Origin of the sequence: Streptomyces kaniharaensis (genome assembly GCF_009569385.1) — a bacterium.
Lineage (GTDB): Bacteria > Actinomycetota > Actinomycetes > Streptomycetales > Streptomycetaceae > Kitasatospora > Kitasatospora kaniharaensis.
Genome location: NZ_WBOF01000003.1, coordinates 487,424 through 507,455, shown reverse-complemented (window position 1 = coordinate 507,455; position 20,032 = coordinate 487,424). Strand labels below are relative to the sequence as shown.

Annotated in this window: 18 protein-coding genes; 7 read left to right on the top strand and 11 right to left on the bottom strand. The window is 71.1% G+C overall.

Annotation, left to right across the window (positions count from 1 at the left end; translation table 11 throughout):
* Window positions 1–131 precede the first annotated feature (131 nt).
* The 8 genes from F7Q99_RS33510 to F7Q99_RS33475 all read right to left on the bottom strand — a co-directional run bounded on the left by F7Q99_RS33510 (window position 132) and on the right by F7Q99_RS33475 (window position 8,323).
* Entirely contained in the window at window positions 132–872 is a 741-nt protein-coding gene (locus F7Q99_RS33510; RefSeq protein WP_153468791.1) for an ABC transporter ATP-binding protein, read from the bottom strand.
* The gene (locus F7Q99_RS33505) at window positions 869–1,732 is read right to left on the bottom strand and encodes an ABC transporter ATP-binding protein (protein ID WP_153468788.1); all 864 of its coding nucleotides are present in this window, start codon (window positions 1,730–1,732) and stop codon (window positions 869–871) included. The genes F7Q99_RS33510 and F7Q99_RS33505 overlap by 4 nt, the downstream gene beginning before the upstream one ends.
* A complete protein-coding gene (locus F7Q99_RS33500) occupies window positions 1,732–3,075 on the bottom strand; it encodes a branched-chain amino acid ABC transporter permease (RefSeq protein WP_230211132.1) in 1,344 nt (447 codons plus the stop codon). The genes F7Q99_RS33505 and F7Q99_RS33500 overlap by 1 nt, the downstream gene beginning before the upstream one ends.
* Window positions 3,072–4,001 (bottom strand): branched-chain amino acid ABC transporter permease, encoded by a 930-nt coding sequence (locus F7Q99_RS33495; RefSeq protein ID WP_153468785.1) that lies wholly within the window; start codon window positions 3,999–4,001, stop codon window positions 3,072–3,074. The genes F7Q99_RS33500 and F7Q99_RS33495 overlap by 4 nt, the downstream gene beginning before the upstream one ends.
* Before the next feature lie 106 nt (window positions 4,002–4,107).
* Window positions 4,108–5,295 carry a branched-chain amino acid ABC transporter substrate-binding protein gene (locus F7Q99_RS33490; RefSeq protein ID WP_326847437.1) on the bottom strand — a complete coding sequence of 396 codons (1,188 nt, stop codon included), beginning with the start codon at window positions 5,293–5,295 and terminating at the stop codon, window positions 4,108–4,110.
* Window positions 5,296–5,548: 253 nt separating this feature from the next.
* Window positions 5,549–6,037, bottom strand: coding sequence for a DUF1275 family protein (locus F7Q99_RS42000; protein WP_230211131.1), 489 nt, complete (start codon window positions 6,035–6,037; stop codon window positions 5,549–5,551).
* 225 nt (window positions 6,038–6,262) lie between these two features.
* Window positions 6,263–7,564, bottom strand: a complete 1,302-nt coding sequence (locus F7Q99_RS33480; RefSeq protein WP_153468782.1) for a HEAT repeat domain-containing protein — start codon at window positions 7,562–7,564, stop codon at window positions 6,263–6,265.
* Window positions 7,565–7,660: 96 nt separating this feature from the next.
* On the bottom strand, window positions 7,661–8,323 hold the full coding sequence (locus F7Q99_RS33475) for a TMEM175 family protein (protein WP_153468780.1): 663 nt from the start codon (window positions 8,321–8,323) through the stop codon (window positions 7,661–7,663).
* A 274-nt stretch (window positions 8,324–8,597) separates the two neighbouring features.
* Between F7Q99_RS33475 and F7Q99_RS33470 the strand changes: the two genes are divergently transcribed.
* Window positions 8,598–9,497 (top strand): endo alpha-1,4 polygalactosaminidase, encoded by a 900-nt coding sequence (locus F7Q99_RS33470; protein ID WP_153468777.1) that lies wholly within the window; start codon window positions 8,598–8,600, stop codon window positions 9,495–9,497.
* A 39-nt stretch (window positions 9,498–9,536) separates the two neighbouring features.
* Here the strand turns inward: F7Q99_RS33470 and F7Q99_RS33465 are convergent, their stop codons facing one another.
* Together F7Q99_RS33465 and F7Q99_RS33460 are read right to left on the bottom strand one after the other, a co-directional pair.
* The gene (locus tag F7Q99_RS33465; protein ID WP_153468774.1) at window positions 9,537–10,709 is read right to left on the bottom strand and encodes a CopD family protein; all 1,173 of its coding nucleotides are present in this window, start codon (window positions 10,707–10,709) and stop codon (window positions 9,537–9,539) included.
* Window positions 10,710–10,776: 67 nt separating this feature from the next.
* Window positions 10,777–11,442, bottom strand: a complete 666-nt coding sequence (locus tag F7Q99_RS33460; RefSeq protein ID WP_153468771.1) for a LuxR C-terminal-related transcriptional regulator — start codon at window positions 11,440–11,442, stop codon at window positions 10,777–10,779.
* Window positions 11,443–11,599: 157 nt separating this feature from the next.
* On the opposite strand from F7Q99_RS33460, the gene F7Q99_RS33455 reads away from it, so the two are divergent.
* Window positions 11,600–14,776 (top strand): bifunctional cytochrome P450/NADPH--P450 reductase, encoded by a 3,177-nt coding sequence (locus F7Q99_RS33455; RefSeq protein WP_407697900.1) that lies wholly within the window; start codon window positions 11,600–11,602, stop codon window positions 14,774–14,776.
* Between the two features lie 264 nt (window positions 14,777–15,040).
* Entirely contained in the window at window positions 15,041–15,808 is a 768-nt protein-coding gene (locus F7Q99_RS33450; RefSeq protein ID WP_153468769.1) for a hypothetical protein, read from the top strand.
* Between the two features lie 149 nt (window positions 15,809–15,957).
* On the opposite strand, the gene F7Q99_RS33445 is transcribed toward F7Q99_RS33450, so the two are convergent.
* The gene (locus F7Q99_RS33445; RefSeq protein ID WP_153468766.1) at window positions 15,958–16,692 is read right to left on the bottom strand and encodes an SDR family oxidoreductase; all 735 of its coding nucleotides are present in this window, start codon (window positions 16,690–16,692) and stop codon (window positions 15,958–15,960) included.
* A gap of 136 nt (window positions 16,693–16,828) precedes the next feature.
* On the opposite strand from F7Q99_RS33445, the gene F7Q99_RS33440 reads away from it, so the two are divergent.
* The 4 genes from F7Q99_RS33440 to F7Q99_RS33425 all read left to right on the top strand — a co-directional run bounded on the left by F7Q99_RS33440 (window position 16,829) and on the right by F7Q99_RS33425 (window position 19,948).
* Window positions 16,829–17,437 carry a TetR/AcrR family transcriptional regulator gene (locus tag F7Q99_RS33440; RefSeq protein WP_153468763.1) on the top strand — a complete coding sequence of 203 codons (609 nt, stop codon included), beginning with the start codon at window positions 16,829–16,831 and terminating at the stop codon, window positions 17,435–17,437.
* A 9-nt stretch (window positions 17,438–17,446) separates the two neighbouring features.
* Window positions 17,447–18,031, top strand: coding sequence for a TetR/AcrR family transcriptional regulator (locus F7Q99_RS33435; protein ID WP_153468760.1), 585 nt, complete (start codon window positions 17,447–17,449; stop codon window positions 18,029–18,031).
* A 69-nt stretch (window positions 18,032–18,100) separates the two neighbouring features.
* Window positions 18,101–18,544, top strand: coding sequence for an MBL fold metallo-hydrolase (locus F7Q99_RS33430; protein ID WP_153468757.1), 444 nt, complete (start codon window positions 18,101–18,103; stop codon window positions 18,542–18,544).
* Window positions 18,545–18,739: 195 nt separating this feature from the next.
* A complete protein-coding gene (locus tag F7Q99_RS33425) occupies window positions 18,740–19,948 on the top strand; it encodes a serine hydrolase domain-containing protein (RefSeq protein ID WP_153468754.1) in 1,209 nt (402 codons plus the stop codon).
* Window positions 19,949–20,032 lie beyond the last annotated feature (84 nt).

The window sequence follows — 20,032 nt, the reverse complement described above, 5'->3', positions numbered from 1 at the left end:
GGCGGAAGCGGCCCGTCGGGGGAGTCCCTGGCCCGGGCTCCCGGTCCGGCCAGGCCGGAAGGGCGCGACAGCGCCTCGCGGTGCTCACCTTCGAGTTCGCGCACGGCTCGGCCGTCCCGCCGCCGCCTGGCTCAGTCCGCCGTCTCCCCGAGGTAGGCGGCGCGCACCCGCGGGTCGTTGAGCAGTTCGCCGGCCGAGGCGGTCATCACGATCGACCCGGTCTCCAGGACGTAGCCGCGGTGGGCGAGTTTGAGCGCCTGCGCGGCGTTCTGCTCGACCAGCAGGACGGTCGTCCCCTGGATGTTGATCTCCCGGATGATGTCGAAGATCTGCGTCACGATCAGCGGTGCCAGGCCCATCGACGGCTCGTCGAGGAGCAGCAGGCCCGGGCGGCCCATCAGCGCCCGCCCGATGGCGAGCATCTGCTGCTCACCGCCGGAGAGGGTGCCGGCCTGCTGGCCGCGCCGCTCGGCGAGCACGGGGAACAGGCCGAAGACGCGGTCGAGGTCCTCCTTGGGGACACCTCGGAAGCGGTAGGCGCCCATCTCCAGGTTCTCCAGGACGGACATGGCCGGGAACACCCGCCGACCTTCGGGGGCGTGCCCGATCCCCAGGCCGACCACCTCGTGCGGCGGGACGCCGTCGATCCGCAGGCCGTGGAAGTGGATCTCGCCCTGCCGGGGCCGCAGCAGGCCGGAGATCGCCTGCAGGGTGGTGGTCTTGCCGGCGCCGTTGGCTCCGAGCAGGGTCACCACCTCGCCGTCCTCGACGGTCAGGTCGGTGCCCTTGAGCGCCTCGATCGCACCGTACGCGACGTGCAGTGCGCGGAGCTCCAGGACGGGTACCGGTACCGGTTTCTCGGTGGCCGTCATCTCTCACCCTCCGCCTCGGCCGAGCCCAGGTAGGCCTCGATCACCGCCGGGTCGCGCTGCACCTCGGCCGGGCGGCCGTGGGCGATCACCTTGCCGAAGCTGAGTACCGTCACCCGGTCCGCCACCGACATCACCAGCCGCATGTCGTGCTCGATCAGTAGGACGGTCACCCCGAGGTCCCGGTTGATCTGCCGGATCAGCTGCTCCAGCTCGCGCTTCTCGGTCGGGTTGGTGCCCGCCGCGGGCTCGTCCAGCAGGAGCAGCGCCGGGTCGGTCGCGAGGGCGCGGGCGATCTCCAGCCGCCGCTGGACGCCGTACGGGAGCGAGGAGGCCAGCTCGTTGGCGACCGGGCGCAGGCCGACGAAGTCCAGCAGTTCCTCGGTCGTGGCGTCGCTGCGCCGGTCGTTGGCCCGGGCGTGCGGCAGGTGCAGCATGGCGCCGACCGGGCCGGTGCGCTGTCCGGTCTCGGCCGCGACCTTGACGTTCTCGTAGGCGGAGAGGGCCGCGAACAGCCGGATGTTCTGGAAGGTCCGCGCGATGCCGGCCTGGTTGACCATGTGCGGCTTGCGGCTGCGCCGGCGCCGCGCGGAACCGCTGACCAGCTGGACGGCGCCGGCGGCGGTGGGCGGTGCGAACTCGATGGTGCCTTCCTGCGGCGTGTACACGCCGGTGAGGCAGTTGAACAGCGAGGTCTTCCCGGCCCCGTTCGGCCCGATGACGGCGAGGATCTCGCCCCGCGCGACGGTCAGGTCGACATCGCTGAGGCTGGTCAGACCGCCGAAGCGCAGGGTGACGCCGCGGACGGTCAGCAGCGGCTTTCCGTCGTCCGTCGTGGCGCGGCCGTTCGTGGGGGTCGCCATCACGCCCTCCCCTCGGGAGACTCGGACATCGCGTCGGCGTCCGCGATCCCCTGGGCGGCGAGGCCCAGCTCACGCCGGCGGCGGCGGGACGGGATCAGGCCCTGCGACCGGAAGATCATCATCACTACCAGGATCGCACCGATCCAGATCGGGATGTCCTCCTGGCGGACGAGCTCCTGCTCCTGGAAGACCGCGGGCAGGAAGGTCAGCAGCGCGGCGCCCACGATCACGCCGATCAGCGAGCCCATCCCGCCGAAGATCACGTACGAGAGCACGCTGATCGACAGCACCACCGGGAAGCTCGCCGGGTTGATGTAGCCGATGCGCGAGGCGTACAGGACACCGGACAGGCCGGAGGTGGACGCACCGATCGCGAAGGCCATCAGCTTGTACTTGACGGTCGGTACGCCGTTGGCCGCCGCGGCGACCTCGTCCTCCCGGATCGCCGTCCAGGACCGACCGACCTTGGAGTGTTCGAGACGGCTGAACAGGAACACCACGATCGCCAGCATCCCGATGAACAGGTACCAGTACGGGAGCGAGTCCAGGCCCCACTGGTAGTGGATGCCGAGGATGTCGATCGAGAAGTGCGGGATGCCTCCGGCGCCCTGGTTGCCGCCGGTCCAGGTGTCCTTGTTGACCAGGAACAGCTGGACGATCTCGTGGAAGCCCAGGGTCACGATCGCCAGGTAGTCGCCGCGCAGCCGTAGCGTCGGTGCGCCCAGCAACAGCCCGGCGACCAGACAGACCAGCACGGCGATCGGCAGGATGACGAACGGGTTGAGGGCGAACGGTGGCTTCACCGGCAGCGCCCGGGTGAAGTACGCGCAGGTGTAGGCGCCGATCGCGAAGAAGGCCACGTAGCCCAGGTCGAGCAGGCCGGCCCAGCCGACCACGACGTTGAGGCCGACGGCGAGCAGCACGAACACCGCGACCTGGTCGACCAGGACGCGCTGGTAGAACTCGCTGACGAACTGGGGCAGGACGATCGCCGCCACCGCGACGGCGAGCAGCAACAGCCGCTGGTTGAGCCGCCGGTCCGCGATCCGGCGCCACTGCGCCCGTGCGCCCGCCGTCCGTTCGGTGAGCTGCGCCCCGACGCCGCGGGCCTGCCACACCTCCAGCAGCGCCCAGACGACGACGGCGGCGATCAGCCAGCCGATCAGCGCGGCCGAGCCGAGGGTCTCGCGCAGGACGAGCCAGTGGTCGGTGGGTGTGCCCTCCTGGGTCGAGGTCAGCACGGTGAGCAGCGCGCCCACGGCCAGCCAGCCGACCAGGCGCATCCAGCGCGGGGGGATCCGGCGCGAGCGCGGGACCCGTACGGGGGCCTTGTCGACGGTCATGCCGCACGCCCCAGTCGCTGGCCGAGGAGGCCGGTCGGGCGGAACATCAGCACGAGGATCAGGACGACGAAGGCCACGACGTCGATCCACTGGCTGGACATGCAGGACTGGCTGAGGCTCTCCACGATGCCCAGCAGCAGGCCGCCGAGCATGGCGCCGCGGATGTTCCCGATCCCGCCGAGCACCGCCGCGGCGAAGGCCTTGATGCCGGGCAGGAAGCCCATCTGGTAGTGCACGTTGAGGTACGTGCCGAACAGGAATCCGGCCGCGCCGCCGAGCAGGCCGCCGATCACGAAGGTCTGTGAGATGACCCGGTTGATGTTGACGCCCATCAGGCTTGCGGTCTGCGCGTCCTGGGCCACCGCACGGATGCCGGAGCCGAGCTTGGTCCGGTGCACCACGCCGTCCAGCAGCACCATCATGGCGAGCGCGGTGCCGATGATCACCAGCTGCTGCACCCGGACCTGGGCGCCGAACAGGGTGAACACCACGCCGTTGTGGTACAGCTCCGGGATGTCGGTGCGGTCGCGGCCGAACAGCTTGCCGGCCAGGTTGAACAGGAACAGCGAGGCGCCGATCGCGGTGATCAGGTAGACGAGGCGGGGTGCGTTGCGCCTGCGCAGCGGCCGGTAGGCGACGCGTTCCAGCAGGAAGGCGACGACGGCGCCGAAGAACGCGCCGCCGAGCAGGCCGGCCACGGTGTAGAGGACCGACTGCGCGCCGTGCGGGGTGACGCCCGTGGTGACCAGGGCCTGGGTGATGAAGAGACCCGCGAAGCCGCCGGTCATGAATACCTCGCTGTGCGCGAAGTTGATCAGCTGCAGGACGCCGTACACCAGGGTGTAACCGATGGCGATCAGGGCGTAGAGGGAGCCCAGGGTGATCCCGGGGACCAGGAACTGCCAGAAGTGGTCGGTGAGACACATGCGGCGATCGACCTTCCGCCTGGGAGTCGCGGGACGCCCGCGCGGTGGTCGCGCAGGCGTCCGAACTGGTAGCGGGACCGCCCGTGCGGGCGGTCCCGGAGGGAGATCATCCGGAGATCAGCTTGTCGACGGTGCCGATCGCGGTGATCTGGCTGTTCTTGACCTCGTAGACGTAGATTCCCTTCTCGGTGACCTCGCCGTTGGGCTGGAACTTGATCTGCTTGGTGAGGCCCTTGTAGTCGACGCCGCGCAGGCCGTCCACGACCTTGGCCCGGGTGACGTTGGACCCGAGCGGCTTCATCACCTGGATGAACGTGTTGGTGACGTCGTAGCCCTCGGGCGAGTAGGTGCCCGGAGGCTGGTTCGCCAGTGCCGTGTAGTCGGAGACGAACTTCTTGGCCGCCTCGTCCGACGACGCCGTCGCCGACAGGCACGGGCAGGTCATCTGCCAGCCCTCGCTCGCGGAGCCGCCCAGCTGGATGAACTTGGGGTCGTTGGTGCCGTCGTCCGACATCGCCTTGCCGGTGAACGAGGTGTTCTTCAGGGCCTTGGCGAGCGGGGCCGCGTCGGCGTAGTAGCCGGCGTAGTAGACCGCCTGAGCGCCGGAGTTGGCGACCTTCGTGGCTACTGCGGAGTAGTCGTTGGTCCCGGCGGCGACGCTGTCGCCGGTCACCTGGACGCCGTTCGCGGTCAGCTGGCTCTTGATGTTGCCGGCCAGGCCCACGCCGTAGTCCGACTTGTCGTCGATCAGGTAGACCGACTTCACCTTGAGGACCTTGGTCATGTAGTCGGCGGCCGACAGGCCCTGCGCGGAGTCCGGCGGGACGATCCGGAAGAAGGTCTTGAAGCCGTTGGCCGGGTCGGTGAGCGAGGAGTTGGTCGCCGATGCGCTGACCGAGGCCATACCTGCCTGGGTGAACAGCGGTTCCGCGGCCTTGGTGGCGCCCGAGAAGGTCGGGCCGACGACACCGATCACGCTGCTGTCGCCAATGAGCTGCTGGGCCGCGGTCGGTCCCTTGGCGGGGTCGCCCTGGTCGTCGGCCTCCTTCACCTTGAGGGTGAACGGCAGGTCGCCCTTCGCGTTGGCCTGCTGGACGGCGAGCTTGACTCCCCAGTCGATGTTGATGCCGAGCTGGGCGTTGGGGCCGGTCAGGGGGCCCTGGAAGCCGATGGTGTACGTCGGCTTGCCGCCACCGCCGCCGCCCCCCTTGCTGCCTCCGCTGGAACACGCGGACAGTGCCAGTGCGCCGGCGATGACCGGCGCGCCGGCCATGATGATCATTCTTCTGCGCACGATGCACCTCTTGGGCTTGTGCTTATCCGATTTTGGGGCAAATCGGCTTTAAGGCCAGTTTGGGGCAAATCGGTTTAAGTCAAACATGCGATTCCGGAGCGGGGACGGCAGGCGAAAACGGACACGCCGAGGCGGGCGCCGTCGGTGCCAGTGCCCCGTCGGCCCGCCGGCGCCCGCTGGATCCTCGAGGCCGAGGCTCGCCCCGGGCAACCGCCGCCCGGCAGATTCTCGCCCCGGACCATCGCGAGCTCGTTCAGGCGATGGTCGAGGGCGCGGTCCCGATCACGGAGGCGCCCACAGCCTTGGCGGGACAGGCGATAGGCACCCCGAAGCCCAGCAGCAGGACGTTCCCAGTGGCCGGCGCGGCGAAGGCGTGCCCGAGCCCGAGGAAGGTGACGGCGTCGATCGCCCCGGCGCTCACGGTCGGCGCGGACATCGCCGGGCTGATACGGGCGTGGCCGCGGGTGGGATCGGCGGGAACGCTGCCGGTCTGCCCACGCCGCGGGCGCCGGCCGCTGGAAATGCCAGGTCTCCGGTCGCTCGCCGCCGTCGGCAGCATGCCGCCATGACGACGAATGAGCCCGCGACGACGGCCGATGCGGTGCGGGAGCCGCGCGAGATCGCCCGCTGGTGGGCGGACCGGCTGCCGCTGGCCCGCTGGTGGGCCGCCGAGATCGTCGGCGGCTGGCTCGATCCTGTGGAGGGCGCCGAGCTCATCATCGACGACATCGTCGAAGTCCATAGCGAATGCTGGGAGTTGGCGCCAATGGTCGATGCCGTGCTCACCATCTGGGGGCCCCGGTGCGCCCGAGCTGTCGGCGGCCGATGTCACCGCCTGCCTGACCCGAGCCGCCCACGCCGTCCTCGCCCGCATTCCGGCGCCGCCCGCAGCATCCGGGCTGTGACCCGGCAGGGAGTGCGGCAGGCACCGCGCGAAGGCCGCGGTCAGGGGACGTCGGCGGTGCCGTCAGGCGTCGGACAGCTGGGCGTACGACCGCATCGCCGGGCGGTCCTGCGGCAGTCCCCAGGCCCGCAGGATGTCCACGAAGTTCATCCAGCGCCAGGTGGCCTCGTCGCGTTCGGCAAGTACACGTATCAGCCGCTGCCGCCGCTCGTCGAGGTCGGGGAACGACGGCAGGGGTCCGTGCTGCGTGCCGAACGCCAGGCGCAGGGCCGCCGCGGTGACGGCGAAGGCCGGGACGCCCGAGGTCCGGGCGAGCCCGTCGGTCACCGCGTCGAGGGCTTCGTCGGGGTGGGTGTCGGCGAGCAGCGTGAGCGATACGGCGGCGTAGCCGCGCAGGTCGCCGTCGTGGAAGGCGATGCCGGGCGGGCCCGGCTCCGGGGGAGTGGCCTCGGCGGCGGCCAGCTCGGCGAGCACCGCCGCGGTCAGGTCCGGGTCATTCGCCGGGTCGTCCGCCGCGTCATCGGCCGCCGGGGCGTCGTCGGTCGCCAGCCGCGCGAGCGCGACGGCGGCCGCCCAGCGCGGGAGCCGGTCCTCGGCGGTCAGGAAGGGGCGCAGGCGCGGGACGAGCGAACGGTCGCCGAGCAGTCCGACGGTCACCAGGGCGGTGGCGGTGACAGCGGCCTGCGCTTCTTCCCCGTCAGGGGCGTTGTCCAGCAGGGCGAGCAGGTGCGGCAGCGTGTGCGGGGCCTCCTCGGGGAACCAGGCCAGCAGGTACGCGGTCGCCGCGCGGACGCCCGGGTCGGGGTCCGCCAGCAGCGCGACCAGCCGCGGCACCTCGCCGCGGACGGCGTCGTACGCACCGAGTTCCGAGTTCATGGCTTCCAGATGCTCGTCGTACTCGAAGCAGGTGCGCCGGAACTCCCGGCTTTGGCGCTCGTTCTCGTCGGCGGCCTCGGCGACCCAGGCGTCGAACTCGGCGAGAATGGTGGCCTCGTCCTTCGCGGTGAACTCGGCGTGTGAGCGCCGCCACGGGGCGATCGCCACGCCGCAGGGCAGGTGCGCGTTGTCGTAGCCGATCGCCAACGAGGCCAGCAGTCGGAGGACTTCGGCCCGCTCCGGCAGGGTGGTGTCCGCGGCCATGCGGGCCAGGAAGGGCACCGCGACGGCCGAGGCGGGGTAGCGGCTGCCCTGGTGGAAGATGTTGCCGTTGAAGGAGTGGAGCGCTTGCTTGCGTCCGCCCTCGTCGGGCCCGCACAGGGCGCGCAGCTGCTCCGGTACGTCGCTCGCCGGGCCGTAGGCGTGCTCCAGCTCGGCCCAGTCGATCGCGTCCAGGCCGGACAGGGGGTCAGTGGTCGTGCGTCTCATGCCCGGCACTGTGCCACGCGGCACCGACAACCGGCCCGCCGTCCCGGGCACCACCGGCGGCCTCGCTGCCGCGGGGCGGCCGGTGGGAGCCCGTGGTCAGGACGCCCTGCGGGCCGGGGCCAGCTGGTCGAAGCAGTAGTAGAGGGCGAGCGCGGCGTGGGTGGCGAGCATGGCCACCGGGCTGATGTAGGCGAGGGCGATGGTGGCGACGTAGCAGATGCCGCCGACGCTGAAGCGGCGCATCGCGGCCCGCCGGGCGGCGGGTGGGATCGGGTGGTGGAGGGCCTGGGCGTCCCGGGTGAAGGCGAGGAAGAGGAGGGAGAACGCGGCACCCATGGCGACCATGGTCGCGGCGTAGAACGCGGCGGCGGTGTGGGCGTCGGTGTTGCGGGCGGTGAGGTAGGCGGCCAGCATCCGGGTCGGGTACGGGATGACGGAGACGGTGAGGAGCAGCAGCAGGTTGGTGAAGAGCGTGCGGCGGTCGACGCGGCGGGCGAGCGCGCACATGGCGTGGTGGTTGATCCAGATGATGCCGATGACGAGGAAACTGACCAGGTACGCGAAGTAGGCGGGCCACTGGTGCGCGAGGGCGCCGGCGAGGCTCTGCCCGTCGAGCGTGTCGGGTTCGGGCACCTTCAGGTCGAGGACCAGGAGGGTGATGGCGATGGCGAAGACGCCGTCGCTGAACGCCTCCAGGCGGGCCGTGCTGAAGTCCGTTGCGGGGCGCCGGACTTGCTGCGGGTCGGGATCGGTGGTCACGTGGTCTCCGAGGCGGGGTGGCAGGCGGCGCGGACCCTACCGGGCCCGGGCCCGGCGCGAGGTCGAGGTACCGGTCCGTGGCGGCGGGCCGTTCCGCCGGGCCGGTATGAACCGAACGTTAAGCGATCATTGGGATTTCGTCGCAGTCCGGTACGGCCGTCCTGGCGTGATCGGCCAGCCGGTAAGGTGAGCCTCAGCGCCGTACGCCCCGACCGGGCCGCCATCACCGTCGAGGGCAGCACCTGCGGGGACCTGTCCTCCCTGGAGTCCGCCGATGCCCAACAGCCTTGCCCGTAACGGTCGTTCCTGTCGTTCCCGTGGTTCCCGCCGCCGGGTGGCCGCCGCGCTGGCGGTCTCCGCAGCGGCAGCTCTCGTGCTGTCCTCGTGCAGTTCGTCGTCCAACGACGACTCCGAGCCGGACGCCACCGAGACGGCCTCCGGGCCGGCCCTGCCGTCACCGACGAGCGTGGCTCTGCCGCCGGCGCACGCCGGGTTCGACTACCAGATCGCCGGGCCCTACACGCCGCCTGCCGGGGTGTCGGTGGTGAGCCGCGATCACGCGGCGCCGCCGGCCGCCGGGATGTACAACATCTGCTACGTCAACGCCTTCCAGGCGCAGTCCGGCGCCGAGAAGGAGTGGGATCCGGACCTGCTGCTGCGCGAGGCGAACGGCAAGGTCGTCTACGACACGAACTGGAACGAGGCTGTCCTGGACATCCGCACCGACGCCAAGCGCCAGCGGGTGGCCCAGAAGGTGAACGCCTGGATAGACGAGTGCGCGGCGAAGGGCTTCAACGCCGTCGAGCCGGACAACTACGACAGCTACACGCGCTCGGCCAACCTCCTGACGGCGGCCGACGTCGAGGCGCTGCAGACGATGATCGCCGCGCACGCGCACGAGAAGAAGCTGGCCATCGGCCAGAAGAACACGGTGGAGCTGGCGGGGGACCGCCAGAAGGTCGGCCTGGACTTCGCCGTCGCGGAGGAGTGCGGCGAGCAGGACGAGTGCAACGGCTACGTCGAGGCGTTCGGCGACCGGGTGTACGTGATCGAGTACACCGCCAAGGGCCTGTCGAAGGCCTGCAAGGGCTGGGGCGACAAGCTGAGCATCGTCCGGCGCGACAAGAACGTGGTCCCGCAGGGCAAGTCCGGCAACCTGCGCGAGACCTGCTGACCCGCGCCCCTCCCATACACGGGAAGGGGCGCGGCGGGATCAGGCCGCGGTCGTGGCGGCCTGGCGGCGGGACAGGGCGTCGGAGGCCTTTGCCGTGGCGTAGAGCGAGACGATCAGCGCGACGGCGAGGGCGGCGCCTCCGGCGAACAGGCTGCCCGAGGAGACAGCCTTCGGGGTGCCGGCCTCGGTGCGGGCCGAGCCGGTGATGAACGGCACGACGGCGAGCACGGCCACGCCGAGGACCACTTCGCCCCAGACCACCGCGGGGAAGTGTCGCAGCGTCAGGTGCAGCAGCGAGGCGCTGTCGTCGGCACGGCGGGCCCGGGCGATGCGGGGCATCAGCCAGAACTGGTTGAAGACGCCGGCGGTGACGAGGCCGAGGACGAGAAGGAGCTTGACGAGCAGGGCGATCCCGTAGCCGGTGGTCCACAGCTGGGAGATCCCGCCGACGTGCTTCCAGCTCATCCAGAGCCCGGAGATGACGACGCCGGCGACGCAGACCATGGCGACGAGTCCGAACCGGCGCCACAGGTCGGCCCAGAGCAGGCCGGCGCCGTCGCCGAGACGCCCGCGGGTGCCGGCCAGGGCGGCGAGCAGGCCGAGGCCGCCGAGCCAGACGGTTCCCGAGACGATGTGGACCTGGTCGAAGGCCAGGTTCAGCCAGGCGTCGGTGTCGGCGGGTGCGGTGGCCGGGACGGCGGCGATCAGGGTGACGGCGAGCGCGAGCGGCAACGCGGTGAGGGCGATCCCGTCGGCGTGGCGGCGGGCGGCCGGTGCGAACAGGGCGATCAGGGCGGCGGCCGTCGCGACGAGGACGACGTTCTGGGCGAGGTAGATCGTGCCCTGGGGTATCCAGGCGCCTTTGGCGGCGGGCGCCCGCAGGAAGTCCCAGATGTGGCCCGGCGCGAGGGCGTCGGCGAACGGCATGCCCTTTCCTGCGCGTGCGACGCGAGCGGCGAGCTGGAAGTAGCCCGCGACCAGCAGGACCACGCCGGCCGAGGCGAGGTAGGCCGCCGATCGTCCGCGCAGGACGGTGGCGTCCTCGGCGCTGCTCTCCGGTGCGCGAAGCGCCGGGCGCACGGTGGTCGCGTAGGTGACGGTGGCGCCGATGGCCCCGCACAGGCCGAGGAAGTAGCCGGTCTTGGTGAGGATCCGCCAGAGCGGGGGCATGGCGTATCCGGCCGTGTTCGCGGCCAACAGGGCAGTGCTCATGAGGTAAGGCTAACCTAAACGAACGGGTCGCCGCATCGCTCTTCTTCGGCACCCCTGCTCATGGTGATCAGTCCAGGCGGGCTGGCTCCGGCGGCCAGACGTCCGCCATGAGGACGCCGGTGGCGTAGGCGCGGGCGACCAGCGCCGTGCGGTTGGGCACCTGCCAGCGGCGGGTGAGCCGCGCGAGGTGGTAGTTGATGCCGTCCGTGGTGAGGCCGATCTCCTTGGCGATCTGGGCGGTTGTGGCGCCCCGGGCGGCCGCGGCGAGGATCCGGGCCTCGGTCGGGCTGACCTCGGCGCGCGGGGCGGCCGGCGCGGCGGGGGGTTCGTCGAGGGTGCGCAGCGTCAGCAGCAGGTCGGGCGTCTCCTCGGGGGTGTCGCTGACCAGGGCGGCGGTCATCTCGCCGTGCCGCTCCGTGCCGTCGGCGGACGTCCACGAGACCCGGGCCGGGTACTGCGAGCGGCGGTGCAGTCGGACGGCCTCGGTGACCGTCTGCAGGGTGGCGCTGTCCCGGAGGGTGAAGAACTCGAGGATCTTGCGGCCGTGGAACTGCCCGGTCATCAGGCCGAATTCGGCGGCTAGCGCGCGGTTGACGATGCGGATCCCGCCGCCCAACGCGCACACCGCGATCGGCACCGGCACGTGGTCGAGCAGCCGCAGCGTCCGGTTGCGCCAGACGACGGCGCGGTCGTACCAGGTTTCGGCGTCCGGACCGCAGTCGGTGAGTTGCATGTCGGGTCCCCTCCAGCAGATCTGACGGTGCGTTGGCAAGGATCTCGTCCCGCCGGTACTACACAATCATGTAGTCGACGGGGGTGGGGCACCGACCGCGGTGGGCGCAGAGTGGAGGGCGTCGATATCCCTCCTGCCATGGAAGGGCAACCCACTCATGTCCGAAACCATGACCGACCCGATGACCGCTCCCATGACCGACAGCCTGATGGCCGCGCAGACGGACGCCGACGTCCCCCTGGTGGACATCTCGTCGGCGCCGCCGATAGCGGTCCCCGTCCTGCGGAGCATGGAAATGGCGAGGCAGTACGGGCCCGCCTTCGTCCAGCGCCTGCACGGGCGGGACCTGATGATGGTGAGCAGCCTGGACCTGGTCGAGGAACTGGCCGACGATGAACGGTTCGTCAAGGGGATCGGGCCGGGCCTGGTCAACGTCCGCGAGTTCACCGGCGACGGCCTGTTCACGGCGTACAACGAGGAGCCCAACTGGGCCCGGGCGCACGACATCCTGATGCCCGCCTTCGCGCTCGGCTCCATGCGCACCTACCACCCGGTGATGCTCAGGGTCGCCCGCCGTCTCATCGACTCCTGGGACCGCAGCTCGGCTGCCGGAGCGCCGGTGGACGTGCCCGGCGACATGACCCGGATGACCCTGGACACCATCGGCCTGGCCGGCTTCGGCTTCGACTTCGGCTCCTTCGAGCGGGACGAGCCGCACCCGTTCGTGGAGGCGATGGTCAACTGCCTGGAGTGGGCGATGACGAAGATCACCCGCTCGCCCGAGCTCGACCACGGCGAGCGCGACGCGGCGTTCCGGGTGGACGTCGACTACCTGACCGGCGTGGTGGACGAGGTGATCGCCACCCGCGCCGGAAGCCCCGAGCCGGGCCCGGCCGAGGACCTGCTCGGCCTGATGCTCGGCGCCGTCCACCCCGGCGACGGCACCAGACTGGATGCCGAGAACATCCGCAACCAGGTGATCACCTTCCTGATCGCCGGCCACGAGACCACCTCGGGGGCCCTGTCCTTCGCGCTGTACTACCTCACCAAGCACCCGGCGGTGCTCCGCCAGGTCCAGCGGGAAGTGGACGCGCTCTGGGGCGACCAGGCCGACCCGGAGCCGTCCTACGAGGACGTCGGACGGCTGCGCTACACCCGGCAGGTGCTCAACGAGGCGCTGCGGCTGTGGCCGACGGCCCCCCAGTTCAGCCGGGCGGCGCGCGAGGACACCCTGCTCGGCGGCCGGATCCCGCTCCGCGCCGGGCAGACCGTCATGGTGCTCTCCACGATGCTGCACCGCGACCCGGCCTGGGGCGACAACCCCGAGCTGTTCGATCCGTCCCGCTTCGACCCGGAGGCGGAGGCGGCCCGCTCGCCGCACGCCTTCAAGCCGTTCGGCACCGGCGAACGCGCCTGCATCGGGCGGCAGTTCGCGCTGCACGAGGCGACGATGCTGCTCGGCATGCTGGTCCACCGCTACCGGCTGATCGATCACGCGGACTACCGGCTGACCCTCAAGCAGACGCTCACCATCAAGCCCGACGACTTCACCCTCACCCTCGCCCCGCGCACGCCCGCGCCCCCGGTCGTGGTGGACGCACCGGCCCGTACGGCGGAGCTGCCCGGGCGGGTCCGCCAGGGCATGGGGCTGCTGTTCCTGCATGGCTCCAACTACGGCGCGAGCCGCGAGTTCACCCGCCAGCTGGCCGAGGCGGCCGCCGAACTCGGCTGCGACACCGCCGTTGCCCCCCTGGACGCGTACGCGGGCGGGCTGCCGACCGACCGTCCCGTGGTGATCACCGCCGCCTCGTACAACGGCCAGCCGACGGACGACGCGGCGGCCTTCGTCCGCTGGCTCCGGGAGGCCGGCGAGGGCGCCGCCGACGGCGTCGAGTACGCGGTGCTCGGCATCGGCGACCGCACCTACGCCGCCACCTACCAGCGCATCCCGACCCTGATCGACGACCGCCTCGCCACCCTCGGCGGCACCCGGCTGCTCGCCCTCGGCGAGGCCGACGCCTCGGGCGACCTGGCCGGCGGGGTGGGAGCGTTCAGGACGGCGCTGCGCGGCCTGCTGCTGGAGCGGTACGGCGACGCGGACGCCCCCGCCCGGCAGCAGGAGACAGCCGCGTACACGGTGACCGAGGTGGTCGGCGGCCCGCTGGACGCCCTGGCGGCGCGGCACGACATGACGCCGCTGACCGTCACGGAGGTCGGCAGCCTGACGGACCCGGCGTATCCGCGCGTGAAGCGGCTGGTGCGGCTGGCACTGCCCGAGGGGGTCGGCTACCGCACCGCCGACCACCTCACGGTGCTGCCGGCCAACGACCCGGCGCTGGTCGAGCGCGTGGCGAAGCTGTTCGGCGCGGAGCCGGAGACCGTGCTCAGCATCGCGGCGCACCGGCGTTCCGGCCTCGCCGTGGACCGGCCGCTGACGGTGCGCGAACTCCTCACGCACCACGTCGAGTTGCAGGACCGCCCGAGCGCCGAGCAGCGGGCGACGCTGGTCGCGCTCAACCCGTGCCCGCCCGAGCAGGCCGCGCTGCGGGCCCTGCCCGACGACGACCCGCGCACCCTGCTGGACCTGATCGAGGACCACCCGGCCCTGTGCGAGGCCCTGACCTGGCCTGTGCTGCTGGAGCTGCTGCCGCCGATCCGGCCCCGGCACTACTCGATCTCCTCCTCGCCCGATGGCGACCCCTCCCACGTCGACCTGATGGTCTCCGTGCTCACCGCTCCTGCCCGTTCGGGGCGTGGCACCTTCCAGGGCACCGGCTCCGGGTACCTCGCCCGGGTCGCGGTCGGGGACACCGTGCTCGCGCGGGTCCAGCCGTGCCGGGAGGCGTTCCGGATCGACCACAGTGCCGCCCCGGTGATCATGGTCGGAGCCGGGACGGGCCTGGCGCCCTTCCGCGGCGCCGTCGCCGACCGCTGCCGACTGCTGGCCGAGGGTGCCGAACTCCCGCCGGCCCTGCTGTACTTCGGCTGCGACGCGCCGGACGTCGACTACCTGCACCGCGACGAGCTCCACGCGGCCGAGCACTCCGGCGCCGTCTCGATGCGCCCGGCCTTCAGTGAGGCGCCGGTCGACGGGCGGCGCTTCGTCCAGGACCGCATCGCGGCGGAGGCCGAGGAGGTGTGGGAGCTGCTGGCAGCAGGAGCCGAGGTGTACGTCTGCGGCGACGGCGCCCGGATGGCCCCGGGCGTGCGGGCGGCGTTCCGCGAGCTGTACGTGCGCCGGGCGCCGGGGGCGGGGGAGGAGCAGGCCGAGGCCTGGCTCCAGGGCCTGATCGAGACCGGCCGGTACGTCCAGGACGTCTACGCGGCCCGCTGAGCAGCGACCGATCGGGAGCAGGAAGTCGGTGTGGCCGACTTCCTGCTCCCGATCGCCTGGCTCACCTCACGGGTGTGTGCCCTTGGTCAGTGGGATGGGTGCTCTGGAGCGAAACCGTGCCAGGCATGTCACGGGTTGGTCCCGGCCACGGAGGCGTCGGCATCATGCGGTAACTTGATCGGCCGTCAGCGATCCATGATCCAGTCTCATCGGCCGACTGACACCGTCAAGTGATCCGTTCTGATCTCGGGGGATTTCCGAACCATGCGTTCTACGCGTATTGCCCTGGTCACGGCCGCCATCGCGCCGCTCGCCCTGACGCTCGTGGCCTGCGGCCCCGGCGACGACCCGATCCCGTCCGGCTCCGCGTCCGCCACCGGCGCCGTGTCCAAGGCGCCCACGGGTGCCGCGCCCGCCACGTCGGGGCCGGGCAAGGCAGCAGCGAAGCCGCTGACGCAGGACCAGCTCGTCAAGGCGCTGCTCACCAAGAAGGACCTGGACGCGGACGAGCAGCGGTCCGTCGTGGGCCCGCCCCAGCACGAGCACAAGCAGACCGCGGACAAGCCCGCCTGCCAGCCCATCGTGGACCTGGACGACGCCGGGAACGCCGCCCAGGCACCGGTCGCCTCCGCCACGGGCGCCTACTACCACGGTATGGGCCGCGAGTACCTGGAGATCCACCTCACCCAGTACGCGCCCGGGCAGGCGGAGAAGGCCATGGCCGCCGCCGAGTCGGCTCTCGCGTCCTGCGCGAACTTCAAGGTCACCATCACGAACATGCCCGAGCCGAAGCACCAGGCCAAGTTCAGCAAGGCCACCTACCAGTCGTCCGGCGACGCCACCCTGGCCCTGAAGGCCGAGTACCACGAGGACGGCGGTCAGAACACGCTGATCGAGACGAAGACCTACGTCTTCGTCCGCACCGGAGACGTGATCACGATGGTCGCCGACTCGGCCCTCGCCGACACCGACATGCCGGACCAGAAGTGGGTCAAGCAGCAGCTCGACAAGCTCAAGACCGCCCAGGGTTGATCACCCCCGTCAGGGCCCGCCGGCACCGCGCCGGCGGGCCCCGACCGCATTCGGACGGCACTGCCGCGGACGCCGTACAGCGGCAGCCCTGAGCCGTACAAGGGGCGTTTGTCGGGCGGGTGTTGGCTTGTCGTGCGTGAAGACGGGCCCTAACCCTGCGCGGTAGGGCGGACGACGATGTCGCCCACGTCGACGGTGTCCGGCTGCTCGATGGCGAAGGCGATGGCGCGCGCGACGGCGTCCGGCGGAATCGCGATCTTGCCCATGGTGTCGTCGACTTGGGCCTTCATCTCGGGTGCCATGGGCTCTGTGAACTCCGTGCGGGTGACGCCCGGTGAGACGACGGTGACCCGCAGGCTGTCACCGGCTTCCTGGCGCAGCCCCTCCGAGAGGGTGCGCACGGCGTTCTTGGTGGCGGCGTACACCGACTGGAGCGGGACGATGCGCAGTCCGGCTGTGGAGACGGTGTTGATGAAGTGCCCGAAGCCCTGTTCCCTGAACACCGGCAGGGCGGCTGCGATGCCGTACAGGACGCCCTTGAGGTTGACGTCGATCATCTGCTCCCAGTCCTCGACGCGGAGGTCGTCCAGCGGGGAGATCAGGCCGATCCCGGCGTTGCTGACCAGGACGTCGAGCTTGCCGAATCGGTCACGCGCCAGTTCGACGAGCCCGGCGACGTCCTCGCGCCTCGTGACGTCGGTGCGAGTCCAAGCGGCTTCGCCGCCGGCTTGTGTGATCCGGGCGGCCAGGGCCTCGAGCCGCTCCGGTCGGCGTGCCCCGAGGACGACCCTGGCGCCCCGTTCGGCAAGCAGTAGGGCGGTCGCCTCGCCGATGCCGCTGCTGGCACCCGTGATCGCCACGACCTTGCCTTCGATTCCTGGCATGATCGTCAGTCCTTCCACGTGAGGAGTGCGGGCCGCCGACGCGGTGCCCGAGATGAAATTGGAGGCGCCTCCATTTAATCTGAGACTAATTGGAGGCTCCTCCAGTTGGCAACCGGACAAGGAAAGAGGCACGTCGATGGCCCCGGACGCAGAACGGCCGTTGAGAGCCGACGCACAGCGCAACAGGGGGAAGATCCTCACCGCCGCGGTGCGCGTGTTCGCCGAAGAGGGACTGGACGCGCACCTCGAGCGCATCGCCAGGGAAGCCGGCGTGGGCATTGCGACCCTCTACCGCAACTTCCCCACCCGGGAGGCCCTGGTCGAGGCGGCCTACCGCAATGAAGTGGCCCAGCTGTGCGACGTCGTCCCGGATCTCCTCGCGACCGAGCCGCCGCTCGAAGCCCTGCGCGCATGGACGCGTCTCTTCATGGACTACGCCAGGGCCAAACTCGGCATGGCCGACGCCCTGCGAGCCGTGGCCGCCTCGGGGAGCAACCCCCATGCCCAGAGCCACGACATGATCCAGAACGCCATCGGCTCGCTCATGGAGGCCTGCACCACCGCCGGCGTGATCCGTGCCGACATCAGCCCGACCGACCTGTTCGCCGCCCTCGCCGGAATCGCCCTCACCTCGGCGAAGCCCGAACAGCGGGAGCAGGCCGAACGACTTCTCGACCTGACCCTGGACGGGCTGAAAGCCACTGCCGCTGACAGCTGCACCCCAGACGCAACTTCTTTGCATTAAGCTGTGAGCATGAATCCCCGAGCATCCGCACGCCCCGGCGGGCGCAGTGCCCGTGTCCAGCAGTCCGTGCACCAGGCCGTACGAGAACTCGAGGCGGAGCTGGGCCGCGACGCGCTCACCGTGCCCCTGGTCGCCGCCCGGGCGGGAGTCACGCCGTCCACCGTCTACCGGCGCTGGGGAGACCTGCGGGAACTGCTGTCCGACGTGGCCGTCGAGCGGCTGCGACCCGATGAGGCACCGGCCGACCATGGCAGCCTGCGGGCGGACCTGGAAGCGTGGGCGGAGCAGTTCGCCGAGGAGATGTCCTCGGCGGCGGGCCGTACGTACATCCGAGATGCCCTGCTGGGCGACCCCGAACACGGCAACGCGGCCCGCTGCTCCGACTACGCCGTCGAGCAGTTGAAGGCCATCGGTGTGCGCGCGGCCGGGCGCGGGGAGGCCGTGCCCGATGTGGAGACACTGCTGGACATCGTCGTCGCTCCCCTGATGTACCGCATCCTGTTCCGCCCCTCGGACCTGTCGGCGGCCTACACCAACCGCCTCGTGGAGGCGGCGGTCGGCCGGACTCTCCCCGCCCCCTCGCCTAAAAGCTAAATAGTTGCGTTCCAGGGCAGCCTAGTTTGCTTAACGCAAAGCGTCTGCCTTAAGGCCCGGAGGTGCTCCATGCCCAGCGTCACATCCCGTCAGACCGTCCCCTCCACCACCGGTCCGGCATGGAACCTCGGCGACATCGCCGTGCGCCGCGTCGACGTGCCCGAGGACGGCCGCGAGGTGGGACCGGGTGTCTTCCTGGTCCCGGCGCCAGGCCACACCCCGGGGCAGGTGGCCGTGGAACTGCGCGGCAGCGACCGCCGGGCAATGATCACCGGCGACAGCATCCACCACCCCGTGCAGCTGTCCCACCCCCACGTGAACAGTTGCGTCGACATCGACCCCGCCCAGGCGCTCCGCACCCGCGGCCGGCTCCTCGACGCCCTGGCCGACACCGACGCCCTGCTCCTCGGCACTCACTTCCCCCAGCCCACGGCCGGCACCGTTCGAAGCGACAACGGACGCTACCGCCTGCTCGCCGAGCCCGGCACCGAGATCCCGCCCACCTCGGCCTGAGCTTGGATCCGGACGCTCCCGCAGCCAGGCTGGGGACGGCGGTCGTCGCAGCCCTGCGGGCGGGCCGCCCGCAGGGCTGACCGGGCGCTGGGTCGGGATCACCCATCGGTCGCCGTCGGCCCTGACGGGTGATCCCGTCGCGCGTCGGTACCGGGCTGCGGGGCGCGCGATGCGGGGCTGCCGACACTGTGGGCCATGAGACGCTCAGTAATCACCAGTTTGTTCTGTGTCACGCTGCTCACCGGCGCCGCCGCCCCCGCCACCGGGGCCGTCCCCACACACCAGGACGGTCACCGCCGCGGCTGCCACGCCACAGCCCCACACGACGACTCCGGGCGCGAGGCGCTCCGGATCGCGGAACAGGCCAAGGAGGAGCTCGACCTCAACTCCGTGCTGCTGCGGGTCACCGAGGATGGCCGGGACCTCGTCACCGCCGCGGTCGGCGAGTCGATGACCGGCGTCCCGGCCGACCCCGCCATGCACTTCCGGGCCGGCTCGGTGGCCATCGCTTACCTGGGCACCACCCTGCTCCAGCTCGTCGACGAGGGGGAGGTCGGCCTCGACGACCCCGTCGGACGCTGGTTGCCCGAACTCCCGCACGCCGGCGAGATCACCCTGCGGATGCTTGCCAGCTCCGACAGCGGCCTGGTCGACTACGTCCGGGACCCGGACTTCGTCGCCGCCCTCGAAGCGGACCCGTTCCGCCAGTGGACCGCCGAGGAACTGGTGGGCATCTCGACGAGCCAGCCGCTGTGGTACGAGCCGGGAACCAACTGGAACTACTCGCACGCCAACTTCGTCATCCTCGGTGCCGCCCTGGAGAAGATCACCGGCACCCGGCTCGACCACCTGCTGGAAGAGCGCATCATGGGCCCGCTCGGACTTCACCAGACCCGCAACGGCTTCACCCCGGACATCCCGGCACCGGTGCTGCACGCCTTCACCTCCGAACGCGGCACCTACGAGGAGTCCACCTTCTGGAACCCGTCCTGGACCACCGCCCCCGGCGCCGTCCTGACCACGGACATCTGCGACCTGGCCACCTCGGCGGTGGGCATCGGCTCCGGCCGGCTGCTCTCGCCGCAAAGCCGTCAAGAGCTGCTGGACCCGGGCACCGTGGGCCTCGGCGGCCCCACCGACACCTGCCCGGCGACGGTCTGCCAGCTGAACACCGAGGCCCGGCACTACGGCATGGGCGTCGTCGTGAGCAACGACTGGGTCGTGCAGAACCCGTCCTTCTTCGGCTACGCCGCCGTCCAGGCCTACCTGCGGTCGAACGGGCTGGCCATCGCCGTGTCCACCACCAAGGGCCGCAACACGCCGGACGGCAACACCGCCCAGATCATCACGAACCGCATCGCCGCCGCCCTCGCCCCGGATCACCCCCTGCCGCCGGAGGTGTAGCCGTGGGTTTCCGTGCTGAGCAAGGGATTGGCCTGGTGTGACGCACCGGCCCAGGTCACGGGCTGCTCCAGGGTGCTCTGACGG

Bases quoted from the DNA above. Each gene is read 5' to 3' on its own strand.
- F7Q99_RS33510 (WP_153468791.1), bottom strand. From the start codon at position 872: ATGACGGCCACCGAGAAACCGGTACCGGTACCCGTCCTGGAGCTCCGC.
- F7Q99_RS33460 (WP_153468771.1), bottom strand. From the start codon at position 11,442: ATGCAACTCACCGACTGCGGTCCGGACGCCGAAACCTGGTACGACCGC.
- F7Q99_RS33470 (WP_153468777.1), top strand. From the start codon at position 8,598: ATGCCCAACAGCCTTGCCCGTAACGGTCGTTCCTGTCGTTCCCGTGGT.
- F7Q99_RS42000 (WP_230211131.1), bottom strand. From the start codon at position 6,037: ATGGACTTCGACGATGTCGTCGATGATGAGCTCGGCGCCCTCCACAGG.
- F7Q99_RS33500 (WP_230211132.1), bottom strand. From the start codon at position 3,075: ATGACCGTCGACAAGGCCCCCGTACGGGTCCCGCGCTCGCGCCGGATC.
- F7Q99_RS33465 (WP_153468774.1), bottom strand. From the start codon at position 10,709: ATGAGCACTGCCCTGTTGGCCGCGAACACGGCCGGATACGCCATGCCC.
- F7Q99_RS33425 (WP_153468754.1), top strand. From the start codon at position 18,740: ATGAGACGCTCAGTAATCACCAGTTTGTTCTGTGTCACGCTGCTCACC.
- F7Q99_RS33455 (WP_407697900.1), top strand. From the start codon at position 11,600: ATGTCCGAAACCATGACCGACCCGATGACCGCTCCCATGACCGACAGC.
- F7Q99_RS33495 (WP_153468785.1), bottom strand. From the start codon at position 4,001: ATGTGTCTCACCGACCACTTCTGGCAGTTCCTGGTCCCCGGGATCACC.
- F7Q99_RS33440 (WP_153468763.1), top strand. From the start codon at position 16,829: ATGGCCCCGGACGCAGAACGGCCGTTGAGAGCCGACGCACAGCGCAAC.
- F7Q99_RS33435 (WP_153468760.1), top strand. From the start codon at position 17,447: ATGAATCCCCGAGCATCCGCACGCCCCGGCGGGCGCAGTGCCCGTGTC.
- F7Q99_RS33430 (WP_153468757.1), top strand. From the start codon at position 18,101: ATGCCCAGCGTCACATCCCGTCAGACCGTCCCCTCCACCACCGGTCCG.
- F7Q99_RS33450 (WP_153468769.1), top strand. From the start codon at position 15,041: ATGCGTTCTACGCGTATTGCCCTGGTCACGGCCGCCATCGCGCCGCTC.
- F7Q99_RS33445 (WP_153468766.1), bottom strand. From the start codon at position 16,692: ATGCCAGGAATCGAAGGCAAGGTCGTGGCGATCACGGGTGCCAGCAGC.
- F7Q99_RS33505 (WP_153468788.1), bottom strand. From the start codon at position 1,732: ATGGCGACCCCCACGAACGGCCGCGCCACGACGGACGACGGAAAGCCG.
- F7Q99_RS33480 (WP_153468782.1), bottom strand. From the start codon at position 7,564: ATGAGACGCACGACCACTGACCCCCTGTCCGGCCTGGACGCGATCGAC.